This is a genomic window from uncultured Oceanicoccus sp., assembly GCF_963968385.1.
Classification (GTDB): domain Bacteria; phylum Pseudomonadota; class Gammaproteobacteria; order Pseudomonadales; family Dasaniaceae; genus Oceanicoccus.
This window is the reverse complement of the sequence record NZ_CAXAHB010000001.1, coordinates 25,988-40,998: the sequence shown is the minus strand read 5'-3', so window position 1 is coordinate 40,998 and position 15,011 is coordinate 25,988. Positions and strand designations below refer to the sequence as shown.

The window sequence follows — 15,011 nt, the reverse complement described above, 5'->3', positions numbered from 1 at the left end:
TATAGAAAATTACTTGCCGGGCATCCACGGATGGATTTCCAAGAAACTCACCCAATGGCAAACTCAAGACCTTCACTAGCAACAACAAACCCCCCGTTTTTTTCAACCGCCAAATCCGCCAGCCGGTAAAATACCGCACGAACAAGTTTGGCTGTTAGCTTCTGCTCCAAACAAACAAAAGGAATGGCTTCATTGGAATTTCCAACACTAGAGACTGTTAAGGGATATTTCTCACCCAGCGTATATTGATCATCAACGTTGCTAGTGAAAATAATTTTTTGATCGGGCTGGCCTGCATTGACAACATCCATATCCACTATAATCAACGCTGTTTGCTCCACCTGAATACGCCATTTCTCAACCGGTGTTAAGAGATAATAATCACCATCCTCTTCGCGTCGCAAAATAGTAGAAAATAATTTAATTAACGATTGACGCTTGATTGGAAACCCATCGTGAAACCAATCACCATTGGCCTTAATCACAATATCGATATCACCACATAACTCTGGATGCCAGAGGTCCAGCGGCGGTTTTTTGGTCTGTTGTTTGAGGTGCTGCTCTATATTTTCTAATCCAGTTTTCATAAACACGACCATTAACGATAACAAGAAAGTAGAACGGCTAATTAACTGCGCGGTAACCCGTCAAACTATTGCCAACAAACGCAACAGGCTTGGCCAATAAACCAGGCATCTCATCGCCCCAGAAACTCCAATGTTGAGTGTTAGCACTCAATAGTATTTTTTCCACGGTAGAAGAGCTGACAACATCAACTACAGTGAGTATTAATTGAATACGGCTATAGTTGGTAGTTGGTTTAACGGTGTCAGGTTCAATAACGGCATTTAAATCAGCCACCTCAACATACACCAAATAGTTATTTCCATGCACTTTAGTCAGAGCTATTGCATCATCTATGGCGTCTTTGGACGCTCCTCCCTGCACATGATTAAAGTAAGGTGCCAGACCCTTGGCAATGACTTCACTTAAAAAAATAACATCGACATTATCGATAGCATCGCTCACTACACTAATACGATTATTGGTACCAATAACTCGGTGATGCCAGCGAGTGACTTCAAATTGATTAATAATGCCAATTGCTCTGGCATAGTGACTTGTTTGATCAACAATAAAAGATGACTGACAGGCCTGTAATAACAGCGCGAAAACAATTAGCAGGCTAAGTTTTATTGTGTTGAATAACATGATGCTTACCCCTTCCACTCGCTGAACATAATTGACAGTAGAACTATGCCCTCTACCTCGTCAATCTTTCGGTACAAAAAAGGGCTCTCGTAAGAACCCTTTGATAGTCGCTGAGGCCAAAGTTAATTTAGCCAATCAAGCGAACATTGATCACACCCTCAATATCAATCATTTGCTGGATGACGCTTGCTGGCGGAACGGTATCAACATCAATTAAATTGTAGGCAATTTCATCGCGACTTTTATTAAGCATATCGACCACATTGATATTTTCATCAGCTAAAATCGACAGGATATTACCCAGAATTTTGGGCACGTTACGGTTGCTGATAGAAATACGAACACTTTCACAATCTGGCGTACGATCAAGATTTAATGGCGGAAAGTTAACAGAGTTTTTGATATTACCGTTCTCAAGGAAATCTTTTAGCTGGTTGGCCGCCATCACCGCACAGTTCTCCTCTGCTTCATCAGTACTAGCGCCGATATGAGGCGTTAACACTGCACCCTTAACACCAATCAATTCAGGTGAAGGAAAATCAGCAATATATTTAGCCAATTTGCCGGACTCTAACGCTGCAATCACAGCTGCAGTATCAACGATTTCCTCACGAGCAAAATTCAGTAAGATAGCGCCCTCTTTCAGGTTTGAAAGTAGATCACTGTTGATCATACCGCGCGTTGCATCCAAGACGGGTAAATGCAGAGTAATATAATCAGAGCGTGAAACCAATGAAGCAATATTATCAACTTTTGTAATATTGCTGGATAAACGCCACGCAGCGTCGACAGATAGCGCAGGATCATAACCTGCAACCTGCATACCTAGATTTAATGCGGTATCGGCCACCATTGATCCAATCGCACCCAAGCCAATAACACCTAGCGTCTTACCGGCTAATTCATTACCTTTAAAACGCTTTTTTTCCTTTTCCAGTAATTTGCTCATCTCCGGACCATCGGTCATATCGGATAAGGTATTGACATAGTCGATACCTTCCAGAATACCGCGCGAACCCAGCGTCAAAGCAGAAACAATCAATTCTTTAACCGCATTGGCATTGGCACCCGGGGTATTAAAAACAGGAATACCCTGCTCCGTACAATAATCAACTGGGATATTGTTATAACCGGCACCAGCACGTGCTATACCCAAAACTGATGAAGGAATATCTTCAGGCTTTAGTTTATGGCTTCGCAATAAAACGCTATCGGGATTTGAAAATTCGCTAGCGATCTCATAGCCATCACGTGGCAGCCTATCCAAACCTTTAATGGATATTTGATTTAAAGTGAGCACCTTGTACACCGTTAAAAACTCCTAAAATAAATATAATCTGTTCTAATCAATATTATAAGATATCGATTTCCGCATTATTTCTCAGCGAACTGATAAAGTTAGCGATGCTACGATTGCTAACGGCACGCTGAAGTTGTTGTTTTAAGTCACGCTGCTCTGCGGTAGAGAACTGTTGCAAATTGCCATTCTTTACTGCTTCTAGCTGAATAACCGCAACATCTCCGTTAGCCAGACTAACGGCCTTATTAACCACTGTATTGCTAGAGGCAGGAATGGCAAATACGGCCGATAACAAATCAGCTGTAACAGAAGCAGTATTACGAGTAATATTTTGTTCAGCCTGCCACTCATAACCTTGCGCTTTAGCTACATCCTCTAACGAAGCACCAGAGGATAAAGCGGCAATATAATCTTCAGATAGCTGAAGGGCTAGTTCCGTCGATTGCTCGGCAGTTAACTGAGTCATAATAGCTGCTTTGACTTCAGCAAATGGTCTAGCTGCTGGCGGCCGATGCTCGACAACATTAATCACGATAAAATGATCCGAGGCCAGCTCCAATACTTCACTATTGTTACCATCTTTTAATACATCCTCACTGTACGCTGCTGCTAACACTTGTGAGTTCGCCAAAATACCATCCGCTGTTGACTGACTGATAAAATTTGACTGGCTACGTTCTAATGAAAGCTCTTGTGCAGTAGCGGAAAGCCCCTCCGAGTTGAAGGCTAGATCGCGCAGGTTTTCAACGGCTTTAATAAAATCAGCTTCGGCAGCGGCAAGCTGTATGCGTTGACTTAATACTAGTTTGCGATCCTCAAATGAGGGCTTATCGCCTAATTTGATGTCAGTAGCCTTAATTAAATGAAAACCGGCATCGGTTAAAACCGGCGCAGATACTTGATCAAGGGCTAATTGCGCCAATGCGGCTTCAAATTCTGCTGGGAAGGTATCACCCTGAGTGTAACCCAGATCACCGGCATTACGGGCAGAGCCTGCGTCATCAGAAAATTCGCTGGCAAGAGCTTCAAATGAATCACCATTATTCAGTTTAGTGACTAACGATTCAATTTTTGCTTTGGCCGCCTTCTTATCATCCTCATCACCAATCTCGATAAGAATATGGGACGCACGACGCTCTTCACCGGTTTCAAAAGATTCCATTTCCTCTTCATAGGCTTGCACAAGGGCTTGCTCAGAAACTGGCTTAAAGAAATCCTGCTGCTTCAGTTCGATATACTCAAGCTTTACTTGATCTTCAGATTGAAAATTATCGATATTGGCTTGGTAATAGGCTTGTAGCTGCTGGTCATTAATCGAAATCTGGCTAGAGATCTTTTCGCTGGGCAGCAAAAAATAACGAAAACTTCTTTGTTGCCCAACTATACTGGCGACTAACTCAAGCTCAGCCTCGGTAACAAACGCAGAACCGGCAATACCTGCATTGAGCTGGTTGGTGGTCATATTGTCGGATACCAACTGCTTATAATAGGTCGATGTATAACCGTTATTGCGCAAAACACTTTGATAAAGCTGGGGCGAAAACTGACCATCTTGCTGATATTGACTCATCGCAACAATAGCCTGATCAATGGCTACAGCGGATACCGTAACCGATTCATCAGTAGCCGCCTGAATAATTAACTTCTGCTGTATTAAACGATCAAGAACAGGCCCACGCAATAACTCATCGGTCAACAACGATGGATCTGCATTTTCCCCCATCTGATTAAACAGTCTGCGACGCTCAAGGTTGACCAACTGATCTAGCTCAAGCAGGGTAATTTCTTCACCATTAACGGTAGCAACAGTTGCTGGACCCCCACCACCAACCAGGCTATCAATACCAAATAAAGCAAACGGTATAATGATTAGACCTATAATAAATTTGGCCACCAAGCCTTGGCTATTATCACGAATATTTTGCAGCATTTGATTCTCCGCAGAGCATTTGCCTTAAACAAAAAAAACGCATCAAAAGATGCGCCTTTAAAATGTTCAAATTTTAGATCAATTGTGAAACATTTGTCGCTGTATTATCTCAGGACCATCGATTGAATCATCAAAAGATAGACCTTGAAGGACAATTAGTTAACAGCGTCTTTCAGTGCTTTACCCGCTTTAAAACCAGGGACTTTAGCCGCTTTAATTTGGATCTCTGCGCCAGTTTGCGGATTGCGACCAGTGCGAGCAGCACGATCTTTAACAGAGAAGGTTCCAAAACCAACCAATACAACTTGGTCGTTTGCTTTTAATGCTTCAGTTACCGCTTCAACCATCGCATCTAACGCACGACCGGCAGCGGCCTTAGGTAGATCGGCAGACGCCGAAACTGCTTCAATCAGTTCAGATTTATTCACATTCATCCCCTTTTAAGAATATGGGCCTTTAGCTTTTCACTTATTATCAACTTACAGCCTGCTAGATCTGTGTTGAGCGATAACAAAAATCTAAAGCCAAGAATTTATTTTTCCGTTTTATTATCTCTAATAATTCGGCTTTATTTACAGCAGGACCCAATTTATACCAATTGCGCCCATTCCGGTCAAGCCGAAAAGCGCTATTTAATGGGCCTTTGGCTGGCTTTTTCCGCCCTTTTTAGGTTTTTCCTTTATTGGCGCCGAATTATCCTCAGACTTACCTAAAAACTCTTCATCCGACAGCGGTTTTGGCACCGTTTCTAGAGCGATCTCCAACACTTCATCGATCCACTTAACCGGCTTAATTTCCAGATCGGCTTTTATATTATTCGGAATTTCTTTTAGATCACGGCTATTCTCATCAGGGATAATGACCGTCTTAATACCGCCTCGATGTGCTGCCAATAATTTCTCTTTCAGACCGCCGATGGGTAAAACTTGCCCACGCAAGGTAATTTCACCGGTCATCGCCACATCAGAGTTAACCGCAATACCCGTTAAAACCGAAACTAACGCCGTGCACATGCCAATACCGGCACTGGGGCCGTCTTTGGGTGTAGCACCTTCTGGCACGTGAATATGCAAATCGTGCTCATCATGGTATCTGGCAGGAATACCTAATAGCTGAGAACGACTGCGAACAACGGTGGTCGCTGCCTGAATCGATTCCTGCATAATGTCTCCCAGCGAACCAGTTTTAACTTGACGACCCTTACCCGTCACTGACACCGCCTCAATGGTTAGTAGTTCACCACCAACCTGTGTCCATGCCAAACCCGTGACTTGGCCTATCTGGTTATCGTCCTCAGCTTTACCATAAGTAAATTTGCGAACGCCGCTGTAGTGTTCTAGATCTGCAGATGTAAGGGTGATAGGAGCTTTTTTCTCGCCTAGCGAGAACTCTTTGACGACTTTACGACAAAGTTTGGCAACCTCCCGCTCAAGATTTCTTACCCCCGCTTCACGAGTGTAATAACGCACCAAATCACGAATCGCTGATTCGGTAATGGTTAACTCAGTGTCCTTAAGCCCATTGTTTTTCATCGCTTTAGGCTTGAGGTAACGCTGGGCAATATTGACCTTCTCATCTTCGGTATAACCGGGGATACGAATCACTTCCATTCGATCCAACAGCGGCGCGGGGATATTCATAGAATTAGAAGTACAAATAAACATGACATCGGAAAGATCGTAATCGACTTCTAGATAGTGGTCATTAAAGCTATTGTTTTGCTCAGGATCTAACACTTCCAATAAGGCTGAGGCTGGATCGCCACGGTTATCCATCCCCATTTTGTCAATTTCATCGAGTAAAAATAAAGGGTTTTTCACCTCAACTTTAGACAGCTTCTGCAAAATCTTGCCGGGCATTGAACCAATATAAGTACGACGATGACCGCGAATTTCCGCTTCATCACGCACCCCACCCAAAGCCATACGAACAAATTTGCGATTGGTTGAGCGGGCAATAGATTCACCCAGTGACGTTTTACCCACACCCGGTGGTCCGACTAAACAAAGCACCGGCCCTTTGATCTTTTTAACGCGCTTTTGAACGGCAAGATACTCAAGAATTCGTTCTTTAACTTCCTCCAAACCATAATGATCATCTTCAAGAATTTTAGAGGCACGTTTTAAGTCATGCTTGACTTTAGAACGCTTTTTCCAGGGAACATTGACCATCCAGTCAATATAACTGCGCACTACTGATGCTTCTGCAGACATCGGCGACATCATTTTCAGCTTGTTAAGTTCTGCACTAGCCTTTTCTTCGGCCTCTTTGCTCATACCGCTTTCTTTGATTTTGTTTTGCAGGTCATCAAGCTCATTAGGTGCTTCATCCATATCACCTAATTCTTTCTGAATAGCTTTCATCTGCTCATTTAGATAGTACTCGCGCTGGCTTTTCTCCATCTGTTTTTTAACCCGGCCACGGATGCGCTTCTCAACCTGAAACAGATCAATCTCAGCTTCCATCAGACCTAAAAGATGGTCAATACGCTCATTGACGTCAGCAACCTCGAGTATGGCTTGTTTCTGTTCGAGTTCTAGCGACATATGAGCGGCAATGGTATCTGCCAAACGACCCGGCTCATCAATACCGGAAACAGAATTTAAAACCTCTGAAGGGACTTTTTTACTCAGATTCACATATTTATCAAACTGGGCCATCGTAGCCTGAACTAGGGCATCTGCATCTGCATCAGAAAGTGGCTCTGGCTCATCGGCCACAGTGACTGCGGTATAAAAAGTTTCGCTGGCATTGACGGCTTCTAACTTTGCCCGATAACCACCCTCAACTAACACTTTTACTGTGCCATCGGGAAGTTTAAGAAGCTGTAACACGGTAGAAACGGTACCCACTCGATAAATATCTTCTTCACCGGGATCATCAATCGAGGCATTTTTCTGGGCGACCAACAGTATTTGTTTATCATTGACCATGGCCTCTTCTAACGCTTCTATGGAGCGCTCTCGGCCAACAAACAGTGGGATAACCATATGTGGATAAACCACAACATCTCTTAAAGGCAATAATGGAAATTCAATGGATGCCATGTTTTCGCCAATGTTCTCGCTCATAGCGGTTTACTCTTTAATTGTAATTTTGATGTGAGGGCAATACGTTTAATGTGCTAATTATGATAACTGATAAGTGTATAAGGTTTTATTGGGTCTATAACCCTGAATTACAAGGGAAATCCGTTTTATTTTATTTAGCTATGAAAACTGGCTAATAGGCCTGACTTGCAGGCACAAAAAAGGGCCATTAAAGACCCTTGCAACAACCCCACTATTCGTCGGGAGAAGCTGATTTTAATTCCTGCTCAGGATTTTTATAAACCAGTAACGGTTCGGATTCACCCTTAATCACCGATTCATCAATGACGATTTTAGACACCGTATCTTCCGATGGAATCTTATACATGGTTTCAAGTAGCACCGACTCCAGGATAGAACGCAGGCCACGAGCACCCGTTTTACGCTCCATCGCTTTTTCGGCAATAGCACGAACACCGTCTTCTCTGAAGTCGACTTCAACGGACTCCATTTCAAACAATTTAGCATATTGCTTGGTTAGCGAATTTTTAGGCTCGGTAAGGATGCTGATCAGAGCGTCAACATCGAGCTCTTCAAGCGTAGCAATGACCGGCAAACGACCGACAAATTCAGGGATAAGGCCATAGCGAACCAAATCTTCCGGCTCTAGATCAGCCAATACTTCACCGACATTCTTCGTCAGATCCTTGCTTTTTACTTCGGCACCAAAACCAATGCCGCCTTTCTCGGAGCGATCACGAATCACTTTATCCAGACCGGCAAAGGCACCGCCGCAGATAAACAGGATATTGGAAGTATCAACCTGTAAAAACTCTTGTTGTGGGTGCTTGCGTCCGCCCTGTGGTGGGACAGAAGCGACAGTACCCTCAATCAGCTTCAACAAGGCCTGCTGCACACCTTCACCCGAGACGTCACGTGTGATGGATGGATTATCAGACTTGCGTGAAATCTTGTCGATTTCATCAATATAGACAATGCCCATTTGAGCTTTATCGACATCGTAGTCGCATTTTTGCAGAAGCTTTTGAATGATATTTTCTACGTCTTCACCCACATAACCCGCTTCAGTCAGGGTGGTTGCATCAGCAATGGTAAAAGGAACATCTAGCAGACGAGCCAAGGTTTCAGCCAGCAGAGTTTTACCGCTACCTGTGGGGCCCACTAGCAAAATATTACTCTTACCCAGCTCAACCCCGTCTTTCTTGGAGTCACTAAAGCGTAAACGCTTGTAGTGGTTATAAACCGCTACGGCGAGTACCTTTTTGGCTCGTTTTTGACCAATAACGTACTCGTCGAGAATCTCTTTCACTTCTACGGGACTTGGCAGACGCTCTTGGTTATTGTCGTCGGTACCTTCCTGTACTTCTTCGCGAATAATGTCGTTACATAAGTCAACACATTCGTCACAGATAAAGACCGATGGACCCGCGATCAGCTTGCGGACTTCATGCTGGCTTTTGCCGCAAAAAGAGCAATACAGCAGCTTGCCATCATCATCAGTATCTTTGGTATCATCACTCATTAAAACTGCACCCTTTTTGAGCCTTTAAAGCCTTGTATCTAGCGAACTACCTACATCTCAGGTCTAAAGATGCTGTCTTTTAGACGATTTTGCAAGTCCTGAAGGCCATATTTAATCATTTGCAAACGCAAGAACTAACCTGCAGCCCACTATCTACGCTCTATAACCTCATCTATCAGACCGTATTCCTTAGAGGTCTCGGCGTTCATAAAGTTATCTCGCTCGGTATCACGAGCAATGGTTTCGAAGTCCTGACCGGTATGGTGAGCCATCAACTGATTTAGGCGCTCACGGATAATCAGGATCTCCTTGGCTTGAATATCAATATCCGTAGCCTGCCCCTGCGCACCACCACTTGGCTGATGAATCATAGTACGGGCGTTAGGCAGCATAAAACGCTTACCCTTGGCACCACCAGTTAGCAGAAAGGCCCCCATGCTGGCGGCCTGACCAATACACATGGTACTGACATCGGGCTTAATAAATTGCATGGTATCGTAAATAGATAAACCCGCTGTCACAGAACCGCCGGGCGAATTAATATACAGATGAATATCTTTATCAGGGTTTTCTGACTCCAAAAATAGCATCTGGGCAACAATCAGATTGGCCATATTATCTTCAACTGGGCCAACCATAAAGATGACGCGCTCTTTTAGCAGACGTGAATAGATATCATAGGAACGCTCTCCTTTAGCCGTCTGCTCGACGACCATAGGAATTAAACCAAGGTTGTTAATTTCCTGCTGATTAATAGTATGAGGATCAAATCTAGACATTCTGTTATCGCTCTTCCGTTTTTATCGAGATTATTGACTGATGGTGTTTATAGACGCCGAAAACAAGCAAGCGACTAAAGTATAGTCGCTTGTTGTTGTTGTGGCTAAACGATTGAAGAACTTATTCTTCGTCCGCTTCCGGCGGCGCCTTTGGCGCCATCACTTCTTCATAGCTACTGGCTTTATCAGTGACCGTCGCCTGCGCCATCAATTTTTCTACAGCGGCATCTTCCAGCACTACTGACTGAACTTGCTGCAATTGTTGCTGGTTGCCATAGTAATAGTTAATCACTTCCTGAGGATCATCATAAGGTGCAGCGATTCCTTCAATAGCCTCTTTTACTTTATCAGGGTCAGCGGTTAAGTTTTCTGAGCCGATATAGTGATGCAATACTAAACCTAAACGGGCACGACGATCAGCTTGCTCAGTAAACATATCATCCGGCAGTAGCGAATCTATATCTAACGATTCGGCCTGAGCGCCAAACTGCTGAACCATTTGTTGCTTTAACGCTGTGATTTCTTGCTTAACTAACGCCTGCGGAATTTGTAGATCATTATGGGCGGCCACTAATGCATCCATAACCTGATTTTTAACTTGGCTCTTTATGGCGTTTTCTAATTCGCGTTTCATATTAGTGGCAACATCTTCGCGAAATTTGGCTTCACCACCTTCATTAACACCAAACTTTGCAAACAGTTCATCATTAAGCTCGGCTAATTTTTTCTCGGCAACAGTATTTACCGAGACGGCAAACTCTACCGCAGCGCCTTTAAGTTCTTCGGCATGATAATTTTCAGGGAAGCTTAAAGACAGCACCTTTTCTTCACCGGCTTTCAAACCAATGATGCCATCTTCAAAACCTGGAATCATCCGATTTGAACCCAATTCTAAAGGTGAATTATCGGCAGTGCCGCCCTCAAAGGATTCACCATCTTTAGTACCAACATAGTTAATATTGACTTGATCGCCTTGTGCAGCTGCACGATCAACCTCTTCCCATGAAGACTGCTGCTCACGAAGCGTTTCAATCATTTTATCAATATCAGAATCAACCACGTCAGCAACCGGCGTTTCAATGGTCATTGAGCTGTAATCTTTTGTATCAACTTCAGGCAGTATTTCAAAGGTAGCGACATACTCAAGGTCAGCACCTTCTTGGATATTTTTAGGTTCAATTGAAGGCATACCGGCGGGCTTGATATTTTCTTGGGTGATGGCCTCACTGAAGCTTTGATTCATCACTTCCTGCAAAACTTCTTGACGAACCCCAGCACCAAAACGCTGCTTCATGACTTTCATCGGGACTTTACCCGGACGAAAACCATCAAGACGAACCGTTTTAGACGCTTTTTGAAGGCGAACATTAACTTCTTTATCAACACGCTCAGCGGGGACGCCGACTGTCAATTTACGCTCTAGACCCGACGTTGTTTGTAATGAAACTTGCATGGAGATTCCTCTAGCCCCGCTGACGTCTTAACTAAGTGCGCCTTAGTGGGACAATCACTGATAGGTGATGTTAAAATAAATGGTGCGGACGGAGAGACTCGAACTCTCACACATTGCTGCACCAGAACCTAAATCTGGCGTGTCTACCAATTCCACCACGTCCGCATACCGAAAACGGTATATGCCAAGTTTAAACAACTTGAGCTAAATCTACTAAGCAATTGAATTTTATTGTTAATCGATGAAATTTAAGCAACTAACCTCAATCACAGGGGCGCTGATTCTGCCACAATGCGGAGACCGGTTCAACAGTCTTATGGGAGCGTTTTAGAACATTATGGCGATTTAACCCATTAATTGGGGTAGGCTAGCAAAAAGGTGTTTTTTTCTGGTGAAGTATTCACCAACTCCACCTCCGCTAACGCCTTTGGAATTAGGACAGCGCGCTCTGGCGCCAATGCACTACCACTAACAACTAGACCTTCGTCTATGGCCATCAATAGACCATAACTTTCAGCCGCTGGCAGTCTATATTCAATACCGCCGGCTAGAGTGATTCTTTGCACCTGAAAATCATCGAAATCGACAATTCGCTCAATATTAATGCCCTCTGATTTATAAAGAGATAAGTGGGAATCCTGCGGCTCTGGCTCAATCGACATTAACTCTACTGCAGCTTCGGTATCCCATTGCTGTTGGGTCAGTACCTTTTGAGCAAAAGAAAGGATTAATCGCTCATACACAGGGGTTTGAAATTCTACGGTTCTAACCCCATGCTGCAGCGAGTGTGGTGTTAGACATGGTACTTTGACCACATCTCCAACTGACAGTGGTAAGGTTTCGGTAAAAGCATCCATATCGGCACGTAGTGCCTTCTCCTGTTGTGCAAGCTGATCGGGAATATTGGCAAGCCATCCTGATAGCATTTTGGCAGAGACCGGCTCATTCAAACCGTAGCCCTCTTTGACCCGCATGGCGTCAATTAAGGTATCCACTTGCCGGCGACAAACTTCATAGCGTTTAACCGCCTCGGCAAAACCTGCCCGAAACTCAGTCTCGGAAACAAAACTTTGGCGTTTATCTTGATTAAAGCCAAACTTTATCCCGCCCTTCCCTGCCGGCCACGCGGTCTTATCGATGTGAGTAACAACGTAAACCTCACGTTTTTCCTGATGCAACTCAAAGTATAGATCGCCCAACACTTCTTCAGGCAACGGGTCTAGGATCTTTAATAATATGAGGGAGCGTTGCTGCGCAGCGCAAAGTCGCTCAGGCAATGCTGACAGAACATAGGGCAGTGATGCCTGATAGGTTTTATAGCCAGCAACGGCTACTCCCCGCTGCTCTATGCCAGTATACCAAATCTCCTGCCCCCAGGGTTTTGGGATATTCAAACTCAGTAATGGTACAGGCCTATCTGGCGACAATACCGGTAGAAATTGAGCATGACACCATTGCGAAAAATCAATGTCGGCTTTAATTGATTGTATTGAGCTGACAACCTGTTGACTGAATTCCGTGACGGTAAATTCAATATCGACAGTACCACCTTCTACAGTCAAACAGTATATTGCCAACAGGCGCAGCACTGGCTGATTTTCTAACCAGTATTGCTCAAAGGGATAAGTCACCAACAGCAAGGACTTTTTTTCATCGGCCAGCTGCTGAATATGACTGTCAAGAACAGACTCGGGATTGGCCCGATCAGTATCAATTAAGGAGCATATAAGCATAAATAAATATCAATATTTTTTTGGGTCAGGCTTAACCAAGCTATCCGGTTAAACACTCGGGATCAAAACGATAACCGCCATTTAGCCAGTCAACCACCTCATCCGCTACTGGGTGTTTGACCGCTTGATACAAACGGCTCTTTTCTGCCAACTCATCTGCAGACAGACCAGTCAAACCATCAAACTGGAATATCTCAATATCGTTGGCCAGTAAGCTAGCCAACCCACTATTGTCCAGCGATGCCAGACTTTGCTTAAGCGCAAGCATGGGATTATACCCAGCCTGCTGCTGATAGACAGCTTGCAGGGTCTGCAAAGGGAGTTGTGATAATAGAGGCTGGTTCATAGGGTTAATTAAATGCCCTCGACACCATTGCGCCATCTGATGACCGCGGCCAGTATAAGCTTGGAGGTGGAGATGATCACTGGTTTGCTTGCCGTCATTAACCGAGAAGTTATCCCAGATAACTGGCTTGCGACAGAGCATATCCGCCACTGTCTTTATCTCCTCGGCGGTGTATTGGCTGGTGATAACTTTCTGCCCCGTCCAAAACACCCCCACTTCGGCTGGAAGCCCAGCGCCCAGTTGATGCAAATAACCTTCCGGCATTGGCCCAAACACCTGCTCCAAAACTGGATCAAAACTATAATACGTTGGGCAAACAATATGCTGGCCTGCGGTACTTGCTTCGATAATATCAGCGGTAATTTCAAGCTGCCTAGCTGCCAGCCCATCAATATCGCCACGAATATCATCAAACAGAATGCAGAGTATATCGGGCGATAGTTCATTAAGGCATTTAACCTTGTCCACTAACTGACGCTTATCAATTGCCGTATAGAACTCGCCTAAACCTAAGGGAGAAAGCCCCAGCCCCCAACGCAGTTGATGTTTTTGGTAACAGGAAGCAAGACTAGCGAGCTGATCTAACACTGACTGGTCATGCGACTCGCGCCACCGACTGCGCAAGAAGGCATCGCCTTTCGGTGCGTAGATATAACAATCATAGCCATATTGTTTTAGAAAAGCGGCGTAATCCTTCCTAACCTGCCAAGACCATTGGCGGCCATAAAAACCTTCTATTACTCCGTAAAAAAAATCGCCCATGGTCATTTTTATTCTCAAAACCAACATCCATGTTACACAAGCACCTTGAACATTAAAACTACTGCTTATTCAGTAAAAGCCTATAGGTCAATTTTTATGAGGCAAAGAATAGCTTGTCAAAATTAGCGGTGGTTATCTCAGCCACCTCAGCCACCGACACACCTCGAAGCTCTGCAATACACTTGGCGACTTCAACAACATATTTCGGCTCATTTTTTTTGCCGCGATAAGGCACCGGCGCTAAGTAGGGGGAATCGGTTTCAATTAACATCCGATCCAGCGGCACCTTTCTGGCCACCTCACGCAATGCGGCCGCATTCTTAAAAGTGACAATACCTGAAAAAGAGATGTAATAATTCTCGTCTAGCGCTTGCGAGGCCATATCCCAACTTTCGGTAAAACAATGGAGTACCCCTGCCACCGAACTATCACCATGCTGACGAATACTAGCGATCGTATCCTCACGAGCATCACGGGTATGCACAATCACGGGCTTTTTTAACTCGCTTGATAGGCGCAGATGCAAGGCAAAACTCTCACGCTGAATCTCAACACTATCTTGAGAATAGTAATAATCCAAACCCGTTTCACCTATGGCGATCACTTCAGGTGCTAGCGCCAGAGCACGCAAATCATCGATATCCACCAATTGATCATTCACATCCATGGGGTGCACACCAACTGAAGCATTGATACCCTCGTAACCAGCAGCAATATCAATAACGGTTTGTGCGTTATTCATATCCACACCGATACATAACATCCGCTCAACGCCGCAGGCTCTAGCAGCTTCAATTGCCGCAGAAAGATCGCCTTCATAAGGCGTTAAATCCAAACGATCTAGATGACAATGGGAGTCGACAAACATAGTTCTCTCAATGAATATAAAAAGGCATAGCCCGATGATAGATCATCCGCTAATAA

At 44.3% G+C, this 15,011-nt stretch carries 12 protein-coding genes and 1 tRNA gene; all 13 read right to left on the bottom strand.

Annotated features, from left to right (window positions below; genetic code table 11):
- Positions 1-47: 47 nt before the first annotated feature.
- The gene (locus tag AACP44_RS00220; RefSeq protein ID WP_339337808.1) at positions 48-587 is read right to left on the bottom strand and encodes a DUF1285 domain-containing protein; all 540 of its coding nucleotides are present in this window, start codon (positions 585-587) and stop codon (positions 48-50) included.
- 37 nt (positions 588-624) lie between these two features.
- On the bottom strand, positions 625-1,212 hold the full coding sequence (locus tag AACP44_RS00215; RefSeq protein ID WP_339337806.1) for a hypothetical protein: 588 nt from the start codon (positions 1,210-1,212) through the stop codon (positions 625-627).
- Positions 1,213-1,339: 127 nt separating this feature from the next.
- On the bottom strand, positions 1,340-2,521 hold the full coding sequence (locus AACP44_RS00210; protein ID WP_339337804.1) for a phosphoglycerate dehydrogenase: 1,182 nt from the start codon (positions 2,519-2,521) through the stop codon (positions 1,340-1,342).
- Between the two features lie 43 nt (positions 2,522-2,564).
- Complete coding sequence (locus AACP44_RS00205) at positions 2,565-4,442, bottom strand: SurA N-terminal domain-containing protein (RefSeq protein ID WP_339337802.1); 1,878 nt, start codon at positions 4,440-4,442, stop codon at positions 2,565-2,567.
- A 155-nt stretch (positions 4,443-4,597) separates the two neighbouring features.
- Positions 4,598-4,870 (bottom strand): HU family DNA-binding protein, encoded by a 273-nt coding sequence (locus AACP44_RS00200; protein ID WP_339337800.1) that lies wholly within the window; start codon positions 4,868-4,870, stop codon positions 4,598-4,600.
- Positions 4,871-5,074: 204 nt separating this feature from the next.
- Complete coding sequence (lon, locus tag AACP44_RS00195) at positions 5,075-7,513, bottom strand: endopeptidase La (protein ID WP_339337798.1); 2,439 nt, start codon at positions 7,511-7,513, stop codon at positions 5,075-5,077.
- 211 nt (positions 7,514-7,724) lie between these two features.
- Positions 7,725-9,014 (bottom strand): ATP-dependent Clp protease ATP-binding subunit ClpX, encoded by a 1,290-nt coding sequence (gene clpX / locus AACP44_RS00190; RefSeq protein WP_339337796.1) that lies wholly within the window; start codon positions 9,012-9,014, stop codon positions 7,725-7,727.
- Positions 9,015-9,163: 149 nt separating this feature from the next.
- Entirely contained in the window at positions 9,164-9,793 is a 630-nt protein-coding gene (gene clpP, locus AACP44_RS00185) for an ATP-dependent Clp endopeptidase proteolytic subunit ClpP (RefSeq protein ID WP_339337794.1), read from the bottom strand.
- Between the two features lie 121 nt (positions 9,794-9,914).
- Positions 9,915-11,246, bottom strand: a complete 1,332-nt coding sequence (tig, locus tag AACP44_RS00180) for a trigger factor (protein ID WP_339337792.1) — start codon at positions 11,244-11,246, stop codon at positions 9,915-9,917.
- A gap of 80 nt (positions 11,247-11,326) precedes the next feature.
- Positions 11,327-11,411 (bottom strand) — tRNA-Leu (locus AACP44_RS00175).
- Between the two features lie 188 nt (positions 11,412-11,599).
- Complete coding sequence (locus AACP44_RS00170; RefSeq protein WP_339337790.1) at positions 11,600-12,979, bottom strand: hypothetical protein; 1,380 nt, start codon at positions 12,977-12,979, stop codon at positions 11,600-11,602.
- A gap of 40 nt (positions 12,980-13,019) precedes the next feature.
- On the bottom strand, positions 13,020-14,105 hold the full coding sequence (locus AACP44_RS00165; RefSeq protein WP_339337788.1) for a beta-N-acetylglucosaminidase domain-containing protein: 1,086 nt from the start codon (positions 14,103-14,105) through the stop codon (positions 13,020-13,022).
- A gap of 76 nt (positions 14,106-14,181) precedes the next feature.
- Positions 14,182-14,955, bottom strand: coding sequence for a TatD family hydrolase (locus AACP44_RS00160; RefSeq protein WP_339337786.1), 774 nt, complete (start codon positions 14,953-14,955; stop codon positions 14,182-14,184).
- Between the last annotated feature and the right edge of the window lie 56 nt (positions 14,956-15,011).

What these genes read in the sequence shown, in the direction of transcription:
- lon (WP_339337798.1), bottom strand. Translation starts at nt 7,513, where the DNA reads ATGAGCGAGAACATTGGCGAAAACATGGCATCCATTGAATTTCCATTA.
- AACP44_RS00205 (WP_339337802.1), bottom strand. Translation starts at nt 4,442, where the DNA reads ATGCTGCAAAATATTCGTGATAATAGCCAAGGCTTGGTGGCCAAATTT.
- clpP (WP_339337794.1), bottom strand. Translation starts at nt 9,793, where the DNA reads ATGTCTAGATTTGATCCTCATACTATTAATCAGCAGGAAATTAACAAC.
- AACP44_RS00220 (WP_339337808.1), bottom strand. Translation starts at nt 587, where the DNA reads ATGAAAACTGGATTAGAAAATATAGAGCAGCACCTCAAACAACAGACC.
- AACP44_RS00160 (WP_339337786.1), bottom strand. Translation starts at nt 14,955, where the DNA reads ATGTTTGTCGACTCCCATTGTCATCTAGATCGTTTGGATTTAACGCCT.
- clpX (WP_339337796.1), bottom strand. Translation starts at nt 9,014, where the DNA reads ATGAGTGATGATACCAAAGATACTGATGATGATGGCAAGCTGCTGTAT.
- AACP44_RS00170 (WP_339337790.1), bottom strand. Translation starts at nt 12,979, where the DNA reads ATGCTTATATGCTCCTTAATTGATACTGATCGGGCCAATCCCGAGTCT.
- AACP44_RS00215 (WP_339337806.1), bottom strand. Translation starts at nt 1,212, where the DNA reads ATGTTATTCAACACAATAAAACTTAGCCTGCTAATTGTTTTCGCGCTG.
- tig (WP_339337792.1), bottom strand. Translation starts at nt 11,246, where the DNA reads ATGCAAGTTTCATTACAAACAACGTCGGGTCTAGAGCGTAAATTGACA.